General features: G+C 63.2%; 13 protein-coding genes. 3 read left to right on the forward strand and 10 right to left on the reverse strand.

Annotation, left to right across the window (positions count from 1 at the left end; translation table 11 throughout):
• Positions 1-109 precede the first annotated feature (109 nt).
• The 9 genes from ABDB81_RS15235 to pilM form a co-directional block, all read right to left on the reverse strand.
• Complete coding sequence (locus ABDB81_RS15235; protein WP_137925289.1) at positions 110-841, reverse strand: transposase; 732 nt, start codon at positions 839-841, stop codon at positions 110-112.
• Between the two features lie 82 nt (positions 842-923).
• On the reverse strand, positions 924-2090 hold the full coding sequence (locus tag ABDB81_RS15240; protein ID WP_137925288.1) for a deoxyguanosinetriphosphate triphosphohydrolase: 1167 nt from the start codon (positions 2088-2090) through the stop codon (positions 924-926).
• 55 nt (positions 2091-2145) lie between these two features.
• Positions 2146-3252, reverse strand: coding sequence for a 3-dehydroquinate synthase (gene aroB / locus ABDB81_RS15245; protein ID WP_346811898.1), 1107 nt, complete (start codon positions 3250-3252; stop codon positions 2146-2148).
• Positions 3249-3860 (reverse strand): shikimate kinase, encoded by a 612-nt coding sequence (locus ABDB81_RS15250; protein ID WP_137925286.1) that lies wholly within the window; start codon positions 3858-3860, stop codon positions 3249-3251. Before ABDB81_RS15250 ends, aroB begins: the two co-directional genes overlap by 4 nt.
• A 216-nt stretch (positions 3861-4076) precedes the next feature.
• Positions 4077-6209, reverse strand: a complete 2133-nt coding sequence (pilQ, locus tag ABDB81_RS15255; protein ID WP_346811900.1) for a type IV pilus secretin PilQ — start codon at positions 6207-6209, stop codon at positions 4077-4079.
• Complete coding sequence (locus tag ABDB81_RS15260; RefSeq protein WP_346811902.1) at positions 6206-6748, reverse strand: pilus assembly protein PilP; 543 nt, start codon at positions 6746-6748, stop codon at positions 6206-6208. The genes pilQ and ABDB81_RS15260 overlap by 4 nt, the downstream gene beginning before the upstream one ends.
• Positions 6745-7416 (reverse strand): type 4a pilus biogenesis protein PilO, encoded by a 672-nt coding sequence (pilO, locus tag ABDB81_RS15265; RefSeq protein ID WP_137925283.1) that lies wholly within the window; start codon positions 7414-7416, stop codon positions 6745-6747. Before pilO ends, ABDB81_RS15260 begins: the two co-directional genes overlap by 4 nt.
• A 2-nt stretch (positions 7417-7418) precedes the next feature.
• Entirely contained in the window at positions 7419-8066 is a 648-nt protein-coding gene (locus tag ABDB81_RS15270) for a PilN domain-containing protein (protein ID WP_137925282.1), read from the reverse strand.
• Positions 8067-8085: 19 nt separating this feature from the next.
• Positions 8086-9156, reverse strand: a complete 1071-nt coding sequence (gene pilM / locus ABDB81_RS15275) for a type IV pilus assembly protein PilM (protein WP_171020406.1) — start codon at positions 9154-9156, stop codon at positions 8086-8088.
• A gap of 464 nt (positions 9157-9620) precedes the next feature.
• Between pilM and ABDB81_RS15280 the strand changes: the two genes are divergently transcribed.
• Positions 9621-11999: a penicillin-binding protein 1A gene (locus ABDB81_RS15280; RefSeq protein WP_137925280.1), complete on the forward strand. Its 2379-nt coding sequence runs from the start codon at positions 9621-9623 to the stop codon at positions 11997-11999.
• A gap of 81 nt (positions 12000-12080) precedes the next feature.
• Here ABDB81_RS15280 and cyaY read toward each other — a convergent pair whose 3' ends face one another.
• Positions 12081-12416 carry an iron donor protein CyaY gene (cyaY, locus tag ABDB81_RS15285; RefSeq protein ID WP_137925279.1) on the reverse strand — a complete coding sequence of 112 codons (336 nt, stop codon included), beginning with the start codon at positions 12414-12416 and terminating at the stop codon, positions 12081-12083.
• A 116-nt stretch (positions 12417-12532) separates the two neighbouring features.
• On the opposite strand from cyaY, the gene ABDB81_RS15290 reads away from it, so the two are divergent.
• A complete protein-coding gene (locus ABDB81_RS15290; protein ID WP_237380192.1) occupies positions 12533-12793 on the forward strand; it encodes a lipoprotein in 261 nt (86 codons plus the stop codon).
• A gap of 18 nt (positions 12794-12811) precedes the next feature.
• Positions 12812-14074 (forward strand): diaminopimelate decarboxylase, encoded by a 1263-nt coding sequence (gene lysA, locus ABDB81_RS15295; protein ID WP_346811905.1) that lies wholly within the window; start codon positions 12812-12814, stop codon positions 14072-14074.
• Positions 14075-14125 lie beyond the last annotated feature (51 nt).

A 14125-nucleotide genomic window follows, 5' to 3' on the forward strand; every position in this document is an offset into this window, starting at 1 on the left:
ATCGACTTAACCGTGCAGATTTTTTAAATGGGGTCAGAACACATTAAAAATCGCACCATTTTTGTAGGGTCAATTAATGGGGACACATTAAATTTCGCGCACAAATGCCTCAACTTGGTGCGTGCTCCGACGGCGCCGTCAACGCGTCCTCGCCCCCCACCTTGCGCGGCCGGCCTTTGGGAAGGGGTTGCACGCGCCGGGTGGACTGCCGCTCCAACTGCGCCAGGAACGCATCGCTACCCAGCGGCCAGCCGCTATGGGCATGTTTTTGCAGAGTGGCGAGCGCCTTGCCGGACAGGCCGTCAGCCATCAGCGCCCGGTAGTTGGATTGACGCTCGAATGGCGTGTTACCGAGATCCCAATACACGGAGTGATCGCTTACAAGCGGACTGGCTTCGATGCCGGCATGATGGCGATAGCTGCTCCAGCGGTCGGCGTCAGGCGTCAAGACATCGGCAGAACGAACCGCATTCCCCTCGACATAGAGCATGGCGGGCATCATCCAGAGGCCGGGTTCGATGACCGCCGAGCGAAACCGTCCTTCCCAGAGGGTGCCAGTACGCTCTGCCACCCGATTGAAATGCCGAGCGTAGCGCCGGCCCACCGCTTGCATCGTCAAGCTCAGCGAATCAGCCCCCTTGGGCGTGGCGACCAGGTGGATATGGTTGGGCCGCAATGCATAGGCGTGGATCGACAACTCGTGTTCGCGGGCTGCCATGCGCAGGCAATCGAGGTAATGCAGGTAGTCGTCTGTGCCGAGGAACACCGGCTGGCGGTTGTTCCCGCGCTGCAACACCAGCACAGGCATGTCAGGGGGAGAGAATCGGGGAAGGCGAGCCATGGGGCAATCCGGCTATCTGATCTTGGGTGGCCCCAATGATAGCCTGATCTGTCCCCGTTTATTTCAATGCATCCCCGGCGAGTCAGTTGCTTTCGCTGACTGCGAAGATGCGGCGATGCTCGCGGATGGCATAGCGGTCCGTCATGCCGGCGATATAGTGCGCGATCAACCGTGGCTGATCGGTGCCGTGGCCCGCCGCCTGGTATTGCGGCGGCAGGAGGCGCGGATCCTGAATGAATGCGCCGAACAGGTCGGTAATAATGCGCTGGGCTTTGGCCGACATCCGCATCACCAGGTAGTGGCGATACAAATGGCGGAACAGGAAACGCTTGAGTGCCTGGGCCTCTTCATGCACCTTCGGACTGAACGACACCAGCGGGCCGGCGGCGCGTACGTCATCGATCGTCTTCGGGTTGGCCGCCACGATATTGCGCCCCGTGGTCTCGATCAGATCGACGATCAGCGTGTTGATCATACGGCGCACCGTCTCATTGATCACACGCCTGCCGTTGATACCCGGGAACGCCGCCATCACCTCCGCGCGATGGCGTCCCCACATCGGGATCTCGTCGAGTTGCTCCAGGGTCAGCAAACCCGACCGCAGGCCATCGTCGATATCGTGGTTGTTGTAGGCGATCTCGTCGGCCAGGTTGGCCAGTTGCGCCTCCAGCGAGGGCTGCGCCCCCTCCAGAAAGCGGCGCCCCAGCTCACCCAGCGCAGCGGCGTTCACGCGCGAACAATGCTTCAGGATGCCCTCGCGCGTTTCGAACGTCAGGTTCAGCCCGTTGAAGCCCCCGTAGCGCTCCTCCAGCTCGTCCACCACCAACAGGCTCTGCAGATTGTGCTCGAAGCCTCCGTGGTTCTTCATGCAACCATTGAGCGCATCCTGTCCGGCGTGCCCAAATGGCGTGTGCCCAAGATCGTGCGCCAGCGAAATGGCCTCGACCAGATCCTCGTTCAGCCGCAGGTTGCGGGCGATGGATCGCGCGATCTGTGCCACCTCCAGGCTGTGCGTGAGCCGCGTGCGGAACAGGTCGCCCTCGTGATTCACGAAAACCTGCGTCTTGTATTCGAGCCGGCGAAAGGCCGTGCTGTGGATGACGCGATCGCGGTCGCGCTGGAATTCGCTGCGCGACGACGAGGCCGGCTCCGCATGCACGCGCCCGCGCGACCGCGCAGAGAGCGCGGCATACGGGGCGAGGTGGGCGTCGAGGTCGGCGGGTGTGACTTTCAGGGGAGCGGTGGTCATGCGGGCAATCCGTTAATCCGTGGCTGGTTCGGGGTTGCAAGGCATAACCTGTCGCTCACGCGACCGGTGCCTCGGTAGGCGGTTTCAGGACGGCGTGGCGCAACGTATCGCGCAGATCGGGGTCCGGCACCGTGGTAATGAATGCTTCGCCCAGCTTGCGCAACAGGATGAACTTGATGCTGCCGGCTTCGGCTTTCTTGTCCACCTTCATCAGTTCGACATAGCGATCCACGCCCAGGTCCGGCGCCACCACGGGCAGCATGGCCGCTTGCGTCAGCGTGCGGATGCGCGCGCGGGTCTGCACGTCGATGAAGCCCAGCCGATGCGACAGGTCCGCTGCCATCACCATGCCGCAGCCCACGGCCTCCCCGTGCAGCCATTCGCCGTAGCCCATGCCGGCTTCGATGGCATGGCCGAACGTGTGCCCAAAATTGAGGATGGCGCGCAGGCCGCCTTCGCGCTCGTCCTGCGCCACCACACTTGCCTTGATCTCGCACGAGCGGCGCACGGCTTCGGCCATCAGCACGACGTCGCAGTCATTGAGTCCGGCGATATTCGATTCGATCCAGCCGAAGTAGTCCGCATCGGCGATGGCACCATGCTTGATGACCTCGGCCAGCCCCGCTGCGAGTTCCCGCGGCGGCAGCGTTCGCAGCGTGTCGATATCGGCGATCACAGCATTCGGCTGGTGGAACGCGCCGATCATGTTCTTGCCGAGCGGGTGGTTGATACCAGTCTTGCCGCCCACGGACGAGTCCACCTGCGACAGCAGCGTAGTCGGCATCTGCACGAACGGCACGCCACGCATATAGCAGGCGGCTGCAAACCCCGTCATGTCGCCCACCACGCCGCCGCCCAGTGCGATCAGTGTCGTCTTGCGATCGGCGCCAGCCTGCAATAGCGCATCGAAGATAAGGTTCAGCGTTTCCCACTGCTTGAAGCGCTCGCCGTCGGGCAGTACCACCGTCCGTACGGTCTTGCCGAGCTTCGCCAGCACGGCCTCGACGTGCGCCGCGTACAGTGGCCCCACGGTTTCGTTGGTGACGATGACAGCGTGCTGCCCCCGCACATGCGGTTGCAGCAGTTCGGCGCGGTCCAGCAGGCCGCCGCCGATATGGATCGGGTAGCTACGCGTCCCGAGATCGACTTCCAGCGTGATCATGAATGGGTGTCCTGGGCCGGGCGCCCGTCTGGCTCGTCCGTTTCCGAAATCGAATCGGCGGCAGTATCGACGGGCGGAAGCGTGAAGCCGGCCATTTCAAGTTGCATGAGAACCATATTAGCAAGCTGTGCCACGGTCGGCTTGCCGGTTTCGATAATGAAGTCCGCCACTTCCCGATAGAGCGGATCGCGCTCGGCGTAGAGCGCTTCCAGGCGCCCCTTGGGATCGGCGGTTTGCAGCAGTGGACGGTTGCGGTCATGCCGGGTGCGCAGCCACAGGTCATGCGGGCTGGCGCGCAGGTAGACGACCGTGCCATTGGCCTTCAGGGCCGCCCGGTTGGCCTCGCGCAGCACGGCGCCGCCGCCGGTTGCCAGCACAATGCCGCTGCGCGACGTCAGTTCTGCAATGGCGTGTTCCTCGCGGTCCCGGAATCCGGCTTCACCTTCGTGATCGAAAATTACCGGGATGCGCACGCCACACCGCGCTTCGAGTTCATGGTCCGAATCGAAGAACGGATAGTTCAGGCGTCGGGCTACGGCGCGGCCCACGGTGGTCTTGCCGGCGCCCATCAGGCCAACAAAGAATAGGTTCGGGCGATTGGCTGTCACAGGAGACTGTCTTGCACGATAAGGCTCGGGGCACGCGCGGTCGCCTGGGAGGGGACGCGACGTGATGCAAACGCCATTGTGCATCATTGCATGGCTCCCGTCCCGGCCAGCCATCGATACCGCCCACGACGCCGCCAAAAGGAAAAAGGCCGCGTCGGGTTGCGACGCGGCCTGCCAGTTTACTGCATCCGGGCTTGGTGCTGCACCCGGACCGGGCTATTTCAGGGAGACGTTATCGTTCAGGATGCGCGGCGTCAGGAACACCAGGAGCTCGGTCCGGTTGTTGACCTTGGCGTTGTTCTTGAACAGGTTGCCGATCACCGGGATATCGCCCAGGAAGGGCACCTTGTTGACGTTGTTGCTTTCGTCCTGGCTGTAGATACCGCCAATCACCACCGTGCCGCCGTTGTCGACCAGCACCTGGGTCTGCACGTGCTTGGTGTCGATGGCAAAGCCGTTGACGGTCTGGATACCGACACTGTCCTTGTTCACATCGACGTCCAGCAGCACATTGCCTTCGGGCGTGATCTGCGGCGTGACTTCCAGCTTCAGGTTGGCCTTGCGGAACTGGATCGACGTGGCGCCGCTCGACGTAGCCGACTGGTACGGCAGTTCGGTACCCTGCTCGATCAGCGCCTTGATGTTGTTTGCCGTCACGACACGCGGGCTGGAGATGATCTTGCCCTTGCCGTCAGCTTCCAGCGCCGAGATTTCCAGATCCAGGAAGCGGCCTGCGCCGGCGTTGAAGATGCTGAACGCCACCGATGCCGGGTCCACGCCATTGATCGCCGCTGCCGGCAAACTCAGCGCCGGCGCGTTGGTCCACTTGCTGTCGGCCGTGAATGGCGAGGCCACGTTCTGATAGGAATTGCCGATTGCGCTGCCCGAGCGCGGCAGGGCAAAACCCAGCTTCACACCGAGATTGCGGCTGAACGTATCGCTCGCCTCGACGATGCGCGCCTCGATGATGACCTGGCGTACAGGAATGTCGATCTTCTGCAGGAAGCCTTGCACTTCTTCCAGCTTGCTGCCGATGTCCGACACGAACAGCTGGTTCGTACGAGGATCCGCCGTCAGCGAGCCGCGCTTCGACAGCATGCGCGTCACGCTCGCGGCACCCGCTGCACCACCCGCCGGTGCAGCACCGCCGCCACTGCCCGCAACCGGCAACCCCAGCAGCATGCGGCGCACATCGTCGGCACGCTGGTAGTTGAGTTGGAACACCTGGCTGCGGATCGGCTCGAGTTCGTTGATCTGCTGCATCGACTCAAGCTCGAGCTTTTCCTTCGTGGCCAGCTCGGCCTTCGGCGCCACCCACAGCACGTTGCCGTTGCGGCGCGACGCCAGCCCCTTCGAGTCCATCACGATCTGGAGCGCCTGGTCCCACGGCACATCCTTGAGGCGCAGCGTCAGGTTGCCCTGAACCGTGTCGCTCGTGATGATGTTCAGGTTCGTGAAGTCCGCAAAGACCTGCAGCAGCGACCGGATATCGATGTTCTGGAAGTTCAGCGACAACCTCTCGCCGCGATATCCCTGACCGGCGATCAGCTTGTTCGGATCGTTCTTGACCGGCCGCACCTCCACCACGAACTGGGTGTCGGTCTGGTAAGAGCTGTATTCCCAGTTGCCGCGCGGCTCGATGATGAGGCGAGCGCTGCCGTTGGCATCGTTGGCACGCAGACCTTGCACCGGCGTGCCGAAATCCGTCACATCGAAGCGGCGGCGCAGATCGGCCGGCAGCGAGGTGCCCATGAAATCCACGACCAGGTTCTGGCCCTGCTGCTGGATGTTGATGCCGGTATCGCGCGAGGACAAGTCCACCACCACGCGGCCTGCACTCTCGCCAGCGCGACGGAAATCGATATTGCGTACCGACGGACGGTTCGCCGCCACGGCGGCGGTCACGGTCGGCGATGGCGCGAACGTCGGTGCGGCGGCGGTAGCCGACTGCGTGACGTTGTCCATCAACACCACGTACTGCGTGCCCCGAATTTCCGTGCGATACGTCGCGTTGCGACTCAGGTTCAGCACCACGCGGGTGCGGTCCCCGATCTGCATCACGTTGGCGCTCTTGAGCAGCTTGCCGGCGTACTCATACTGTGCCCGGCCCCCTACAAACCCGGTATCGAAGAAATCGATCGCGATCTTCGACGGATTCTGCGTCGTGAAATCCACCGGCTTCTGCGCCAGCGGGCTCTTGAGGTCGACCGTGAACACGGTCTGCTCGCCAACCACGTTGGCGTCCACCTGTTTGAGCTGGTTGTTCTGTGCAAATGCGGCCGGAGCGGCCAGCATCAGCGCCATAGCGGACGCGCCCGAAAGCGTCCTGACCCAACGTGCGGTGATCATGCGGATGCCTCCAGCTTCAGGCTGGTCATTTTCTCTTTCCAATCTGAGACCCCTTCCCGAACCAATTCGCGCAACACGATCTCCTGATCGTTGATGCGGACGACCCGGCCATAGCTTTGGCCGAGATATTGACCCACCTTGACGTGGTGGATCTTGTTATCTACGCGTACGACACCGTAGGTCTCGCCGTTTTTCTTCAGCATGCCGAGCATCTTGAAGTTCTCCAGCGGATAGTCTTCAAGCGGCTCGCGTCGCCGTCCGGCCTCCGGCGACTCGGTCATCGACTTGTTCAGCTCGCCGATCTTGGTCTGCGCAAATGGCTCCGGCGAACTGCGGCCGGCATACTCGCGCGGCGTGTAAGGCTTGACGTCGGGCAGCGGCTCGGGCGCTGGCGCCTTCGCGGCACGCGTCTGGTCCATCCACAGCCTCAGGCCGTCGTCCTCGCTGGGACCGCATCCGGTCAGCGCGAGCACCGCCAGTGCCGCGGCCGCCAAGGTATGCAGCGCAACCGGGGGGCGTCGTTCGAGAAGGCGACTCACTTGGCACCTCCCTTCTTCTTCGCCGCGGCATCGGCAGCCGCCTTGCGTTGTGCAGCCTGCTCGTCCGGGTCCAGCGCACGATAGGCCATCGCCACACCTTCCATCGAAAGCGTGCCGTCCTTGGCCACCGACATGTTCAGGTTACGCATCGACACGATCCGCGACAGGGCCGCCACGTCCGCATTGAACAACGCAACGTCGTGGTAGCGGCCGGTGACCTTGAGGTTGACCGGAATCTCGGCAAAGTACGGCTTGATGATGGCCGCCTGTGGCTTGAACAGTTCGAACTGCAGGCCGCGCGCCACACCAGCGTGGTTCACGTCCGCGAGCAGCGCGTCCATCTCGGTACTGTTGGGCAACTGGCGTTCGGCAAGCGCTACGCGCTTTTCCACTTCCACCTTCTGCTTGCGCAATGCTTCAAGGTTGGCCACCTGCGCCACCTTGCTTCGGAACTGTGTCTTGAGAGTCTCGTGCTCGGCATGACGGCGATCAAGATCGGCGGTCTTGTCGCTCCAATAGAACTGCCAGCCGAGTACCAGCACGATCACCGCGGCCAGAACCGAGAACAGTAGGCGCGGGGCGGTAGGCCACGTTTCGGGCTCGTTCAGGTTCAGGCCGCGGAACTGCGCGGTCAGATCCTGCAGGGAGATATCGGAATTCAGCGCCATGGTCAGACCTTGCCTTTCGCGGGCTTGGCCGCGGCCGCCGATGCGCCGCCGGCGCCCTTCTTGACGGCGGGTTCTTCCACGCGATACGAGAAGCGCATCGAGAAGTCGAACAGCCTGCGTTGCTCCTTCAGGTTGTTCGTCATCACGGTGGCCTTCGACTCGACCAACTCGGCTCGATCGAGCCATTGCACCTGGTCGATGTTGCGAAGCAGTTCGGAGACACGCTCGTTGGATTGCGCGATGCCGGCCATGACAAAGTTGTCGCCCGTCTGCTTGAGGCTTGTCAGGTACACGCCTTCGGGTACCTGGCGAACCAGTTCCTCGAGCAACTGCACCGGCAGGTTGCGCTGGGCCTGCAAGCTTTCGATGGCGCGCTGCCGGTCGAGCAGTGCCTCGATATCCTTCTTGAGCGAGTTGACTTCCTTGATCTGCCCGTCCATGCGGGCGTTCTCGGTCGAAAGCGTCTGATTCAGACGGCTGACATCCTCGATCTGCGCGTCAATGTAGAAGCCGCCAGCCAGCACCACGAGCGCACCTGCGCCCGCCGCACCGCCCAGCATCGTGTAGACCTTCTTGCGTCGGGCTGCCTTGCGCGCCTCGTGATAAGGCAGCAGGTTGACCGACGGAATGGTATTCGTCGTCGTGGACATGCGTGTCCCCCAAGGTGGGTTATTGCAGTCCGCGCAGCGCCAGTCCCGCACTGACGATGTACGCAGGCAGGTCACGCTGGAGATAGCGTTCGTTGACCTTGCCTGCGGTCATCATGTTGGCGAAGGGATTGGCCAGCGTGGTCGTGATCTGCGTCTGCTGCTGGATCGCCGCCTGGACACCCAGCAGCGAAGCGTGGCCGCCGGACAGCAGGATCTCGTCGACACGTCCCAGGCTGGAACTGGCGATGAAGTTGCCGATGGCACCCTGCACTTCCATGGCGAGTGCATCGAGCGACGGCTTGAGCAGTTGCGCACGCCACGCTTCGGGAAGCGTGTTCTTGCGCTTCTTGATCTCGGCCTTGAGCGCGTCCAGTGTGAACATGCGAGCGGCGCTCTGCGTGAGCTGGTCGCCGTAGCTGTTCAGAGGCTGCTCGTACAGTTCCTTCCAGCCCTGGTAGAAGATGGCCTTGGAACGGCTGCCGCCAAGATGCACGACCGCCACGACCGGCAGATCCTTGGCGTCGGTTTCCGTCACACCCACCGGAACGCCAAGCATCTGCACGACCGAACGCTGTACGGCGTACTCCTCCACGTCCATGACCTGCGGCTTGAGGCCGGCCATTTCGGCAGCCGTCACGCGCTCCTGCACACGATCGCTGTTGGCGGCCGTGACGCGTACGCCAATACCACCTTCGGTTTCGCTGGGACCAATCACCGCGAAGTCGAAATTCACCGCTTGGGAAGGCGGATAGAGGCGGTGCGCCTCCGATTCGACCTGCGAATAGAGTTCGTCCTCGGACAGGTTGTCCGGAAGACTGACCGTCTGGGATTCCGTCAGCATGGACGGCACACCCAGGACTACGTCCTTGGTGCGGATGCCGGCCTTGCCAAGGGCACGCTTCAGCGCGATCCCCACGGCCTCGATGTTGACCACGTTGCCATCGGCAACGGCATTGCGATCCAGCAGTTCGCTGGCGCATTTCTCCAGCCTGAAGTCGTTCTTCCCTGCCCCGACGGACAGTTCGACGACCTTGACGCTAGACGACCCAATATCTACGCCGACCGTAGTACGGCGTAGAAGACCCGACAAGATGCCCCGTCGCAAGGTTGACCCCCTGACATTTGAACTCGCCCACGGCTTGTTTGCTCTAATGGTGCGAGCCAGTTTCTTGGATGAAACGTTTGCTCTTTTATGTTCGTGGATTCTCACTCAAACCATGGGCGCTGGCAATGTGCCGGTTTGACCACGCATCCATTTTCAGAAGGTCGTCGCGAATCCGTTGCCAAAATCCGACGCTCCGAAACATCGCCGTCGCAGGGCGTCGTTTCCCGGCAACGCGCCCCTTCCGACGTCACGTCAGACGGGTCGTTTTCACCAACGCTGCGAGACCTCCCGCTGACCCGCGCTGCGTCAGCGATCTGCACCGCGTGACAGGCAGACCTCAACGTCATTACATCTTGTAACAGCGCGATAGCGCCTTCCGCGCCACCGGGCGCGCTGTGTGGCCAGGCGCCGACGATATAATCCGGGCACTCTTGTCAGGTAAACCCCTTATGGCCACAGCACAACAGAAGCCGTCCCTCCCCGTCCGCCGTCCGCTCTGGACGCGCATCATGTTCTGGGTGCTCGGACTGCTTGTTGCCGGCATGGTTGCGGTGGCGCTGCTGGTAGGCTATGCGCTGGTTGTGGCAGCCCCGAACCTGCCGTCGCTGGACACCATCACCGACTACCGTCCCAAGATCCCGTTGCGGATCTACACGGCCGACAACATCCTCATTGGCGAGTTCGGCGAGGAGCGCCGCAACTTCGTGCCGATCGGCGAAATTCCCGACGTGATGAAGAAGGCCGTGCTCGCGATCGAGGACGACCGCTTCTACGAACACGGCGGCGTGGACTTCGTAGGCGTGCTGCGGGCTGGCCTGGCCAACCTGCGCGGCGGCCTGTCGCAAGGCGCATCGACGATCACGATGCAGGTGGCACGCAACTTCTTCCTGTCCAGCGAGAAGACCTACACGCGCAAGATCTACGAGATGCTCCTCGCGTACAAGATCGAGGCCAATCTGACCAAGGATCAGATCCTCGAGGTGTACATGAACCAGATCTACCTGGGCCAGCGCGCCTACGGGTTCTCCAGCGCCGCACGCGTGTATTTCGGCAAGTCGATCAAGGACGTGACGCCGGCCGAAGCCGCGATGCTGGCCGGGCTGCCCAAAGCACCGTCGGCGTACAACCCGGTGGTCAATCCGCGCCGCGCCAAGGTGCGCCAGGAATACATTCTCCAGCGCATGCGCGACCTCGGCTACATCACGCCCGAACAGTACGATCAGGCGGTACGCGAGGAGTTGAAGGTACGCAGCGAGGGCAACGAGTTCTCGACCCACGCCGAGTACGTGGCTGAAATCGTGCGGCAACTGATGTACGCGCAGTATCGTGAGGAAACCTACACGCGCGGCCTGACGGTCCACACCACGTTGAACAAGACCGACCAGGACGCCGCATACGAGGCTGTGCGCAGCGGCATCATGACGTACGAGCGCAAGCACGGCTACCGCGGTCCGGAGGCATTCATCGACCTGCCGTCGGACTCCGCCGAGCGCGAGCAGGCCATCGACGATGCACTCGTCGAGCATCCGGGCAGTGACGACCTGCGCTCCGCCGTGGTGACCAGCGTGACGGCCAAGCAGGTCAAGGCCACGCTGCTGTCCGGCGAGGTGGCAACGATCGAAGGTAACGCGCTGCGCTTTATCGCGCCGTCGTTGTCGGCCAATGCCCAGCCCAAGGTCAAGATCCGCCCGGGCGCAATCATCCGCGTGACGCAGGACGAGAAGTCCAACTCGTGGTCCGTGACGCAGCTGCCCGAGGTAGCCGCGGCATTCGTCTCGCTGAATCCGGAGGACGGTGCGATTCGCTCCATGGTGGGCGGCTTCGACTACAACCGGAACAAGTTCAACCACGTCACGCAAGCGTGGCGCCAGCCCGGCTCGAGCTTCAAGCCGTTCATCTACACGGCCGCATTGGAAAAGGGTTTCTCGCCGGCGACGGTGATCAATGACGCGCCGCTGACGATTGGCCCGGACACTGGCGGCCAGGTATGGGAACCGAAGAACTACGACGGCAAGTTTGAAGGTCCGATGACGATGCGCCGCGCGCTGGCCAAATCGAAGAACCTCGTTTCCGTCCGTATCCTGCGCGCCATTGGCACGCAGTACGCCCAGGACTACATCACACGCTTCGGCTTCGAAGCCGACAAGCATCCGGCCTACCTGCCAATGGCACTGGGCGCGGGAAGCGTGACGCCGTTGCAGATGGCCGGCGCCTACTCGGTCTTCGCCAATGGCGGTTACCGCGTGAATCCGTACCTGATCCAGCGTGTGGAAGATTCGCGCGGCAAGGTCATCTCGGAAACCCATCCGCAGACGGCCGGTGCCGATGCGGTGCGTGTGCTGGATGCGCGGACCGCCTTTATCGCCGACAGTATGCTGCGGGAGGTGGTGCGCAGTGGCACGGCCAATCCGGCCAAGCAGCGGCTGGGCCGCAACGATCTGGCCGGCAAGACCGGTACCACCAACGACGCGGTCGATGCCTGGTTCGCAGGCTATACACCGAAGCTCGTGGCCATCGCCTGGATGGGCTATGACCAGCCCAAGAGCCTGGGCGTGCGCGAAACCGGCGGCGGGCTGGCCCTGCCGATCTGGGTGGGGTACATGAGCAAGGCGCTGAAGGGCGTACCGGAAAGCCCGGATCGCCAGGCGCCGGAAGGCGTGGTCAACGTGGCTGGCGACTGGACGCTTGAGGAGAACGCGGGCGGCGCTGGCGTGGCCTCCGTGGGCCTGGGCGATCCGTGGCCGGGCAAGCCCGAGGAAAGCTCGCGTCCGATCCAGGACACCGAGCAGGAAAAGAAGAAGATCCTGGAGATGTTCGGCGGCGCATGATGTGCGGCCTCCAGCTTCAAAACGAAAAAAACCGGCCCTGGCGGCCGGTTTTTTTATCATGGCGCCGAAGCGCCCCAGCGCTTACTTCAGCGTCAGCGTCGCACCGGCCTGCTGGCTCATGTAACCCGACAGCGCCGCGTACAGCTCCGCCCCGCTGCGCGAATCGATCCATTTGGCGCCGTCATGGCGAAAGTGGAAGCCTCCTGCCTTGGCCGCCACCCACAATTCCTGCATCGGCGCCTGGCTGTTGACGATGATCTTGGAGCCATCCTCGAATTCGAGCTCCATGACATTGCCGGTGCGGTTGATTTCGACATCGGCGTCGACCGCGTCCGCGGCGGACTCGATGTCGGCTTCCAGCTTGTCCAGCGCGGCCCCGGCCAGCGCCAGGAACTCCGTTTCATTGAGGGGGGGCATGCTACACTCCAAGACCGCCGGCGGCCCGTTTCCGACAGGCTTTGGGCCGGCATCAATTGATGGAAATCAGGGAAGCAGCACGCCTCCCCCAGCCATCCGAAAGCCCATCCAGACAAATGAAGGACTCCCCGATGCTGCGTCGTGGTGCGATTGTATCGGCGTTTGCCGCCGTTCTCGCGATGACCCTCGCCGGCTGCGGCATCCGCGGCCCGTTGTACATGCCCCGGGTGCCGGGCGAACCCACCCCGCCGACCGTGCCCGATCCGGGCCTGGGCAAGCCGGGTGCCGTGACGCCGGCCCAACCCATGGGCGAACCGGCCACCTCGCCAGTACCCGTCCAGCCGGCCACCGGCGCTTCCGCCCCCTCCGCACGCTGAGTGCTGCACGCCACGAACATGACTGAATTCTTCTCCCGCCGTCCGGACGGCACCCTCGCCGCCGAACAGGTGCCGCTGGCCCGTATCGCCGCCGAGTTCGGTACGCCGACTTACATCTATTCGCGCGCCGCGCTGACCACCGCCTACAATGCCTACGCCGCTGCCTGCAAGGGCCGCAATGCGCACGTGCAGTACGCGGTCAAGGCCAACTCGAATCTGGCCGTGCTGCAGGTCTTCGCAAAGCTGGGCGCGGGCTTCGACATCGTCTCGGGCGGTGAACTACTGCGCGTGATCGCCGCTGGCGGCGACCCACGCAAGGTGGTCTTCTCCGGCGTCGCCAAGAGCGAGGCCGACATGGCGCTGGCACTCCAACATGACGTGCGTGGCTTCAATGTCGAATCGATTCCCGAACTCGACCGGCTCAACGCCGTGGCGGGACGCCTGGGCAAGCGCGCGCGCGTGTCGCTGCGCATCAACCCCGACGTCGATGCCAAGACCCACCCCTACATCTCCACGGGGCTGAAAGGCAACAAGTTCGGTGTCGCATTTGAAGACGTGCTGCCGACTTACCGCAGCGCCGCCGCACTTCCGCACATCGACGTGGCAGGTATCGATTGCCACATCGGATCGCAGATCACGGAAGTCGCCCCGTACCTTGAAGCACTGGACAAGGTGCTGGACGTAGTGGAAGCGCTCGAAGCCGAAGGGATCAAGCTCGAACACATCGACGTAGGCGGTGGTCTCGGCATCACGTACGACGACGAGACGCCGCCGGACATCACCGGCTTCGCCACGACGCTGATCGACCGCGTGGCGGCGCGAGGTCACGGTCACCGCGAAGTGCTGTTCGAACCGGGCCGTTCGCTAGTTGGCAATGCTGGCGTGCTGCTCACCCAAGTGGAGTTCCTGAAGCCGGGCGCGGCAAAGAATTTCTGCATTGTCGATGCCGCCATGAACGATCTGGCCCGCCCTGCAATGTACGAGGCGTTCCATCGCATCGAACCCGTGGCGCCGCGCGACGACGCCGCCAGCACCTACGATGTGGTCGGCCCCGTGTGCGAATCAGGTGACTGGCTGGGCCGTGATCGCGCGCTGGCTGTGCAGCCGGGCGATCTGCTGGCGGTGATGTCGGCTGGCGCTTATGGCTTCGTCATGAGCTCGAACTACAACACGCGTGGCCGCGCCGCCGAAGTCATGGTCGATGGCAACACCGTGCACCTCGTGCGCGAGCGCGAACTGCCGGCGGACCTGTTCGCCAATGAGTGCCTCCTGAAAGACTGAAGACGCCTCAGACATCCCGATGCGCCCTGCATCGGCACGCCAAAAACGGCG

This window comes from Cupriavidus sp. DL-D2 (genome assembly GCF_039710735.1).
Taxonomy (GTDB): Bacteria; Pseudomonadota; Gammaproteobacteria; order Burkholderiales; family Burkholderiaceae; genus Cupriavidus.

What these genes read in the sequence shown, in the direction of transcription:
- cyaY (WP_137925279.1), bottom strand. Translation starts at nt 12,416, where the DNA reads ATGCCCCCCCTCAATGAAACGGAGTTCCTGGCGCTGGCCGGGGCCGCG.
- pilO (WP_137925283.1), bottom strand. Translation starts at nt 7,416, where the DNA reads ATGGCGCTGAATTCCGATATCTCCCTGCAGGATCTGACCGCGCAGTTC.
- ABDB81_RS15270 (WP_137925282.1), bottom strand. Translation starts at nt 8,066, where the DNA reads ATGTCCACGACGACGAATACCATTCCGTCGGTCAACCTGCTGCCTTAT.
- aroB (WP_346811898.1), bottom strand. Translation starts at nt 3,252, where the DNA reads ATGATCACGCTGGAAGTCGATCTCGGGACGCGTAGCTACCCGATCCAT.
- ABDB81_RS15290 (WP_237380192.1), top strand. Translation starts at nt 12,533, where the DNA reads ATGAAGGACTCCCCGATGCTGCGTCGTGGTGCGATTGTATCGGCGTTT.
- ABDB81_RS15280 (WP_137925280.1), top strand. Translation starts at nt 9,621, where the DNA reads ATGGCCACAGCACAACAGAAGCCGTCCCTCCCCGTCCGCCGTCCGCTC.
- ABDB81_RS15235 (WP_137925289.1), bottom strand. Translation starts at nt 841, where the DNA reads ATGGCTCGCCTTCCCCGATTCTCTCCCCCTGACATGCCTGTGCTGGTG.
- ABDB81_RS15240 (WP_137925288.1), bottom strand. Translation starts at nt 2,090, where the DNA reads ATGACCACCGCTCCCCTGAAAGTCACACCCGCCGACCTCGACGCCCAC.
- lysA (WP_346811905.1), top strand. Translation starts at nt 12,812, where the DNA reads ATGACTGAATTCTTCTCCCGCCGTCCGGACGGCACCCTCGCCGCCGAA.
- pilQ (WP_346811900.1), bottom strand. Translation starts at nt 6,209, where the DNA reads ATGATCACCGCACGTTGGGTCAGGACGCTTTCGGGCGCGTCCGCTATG.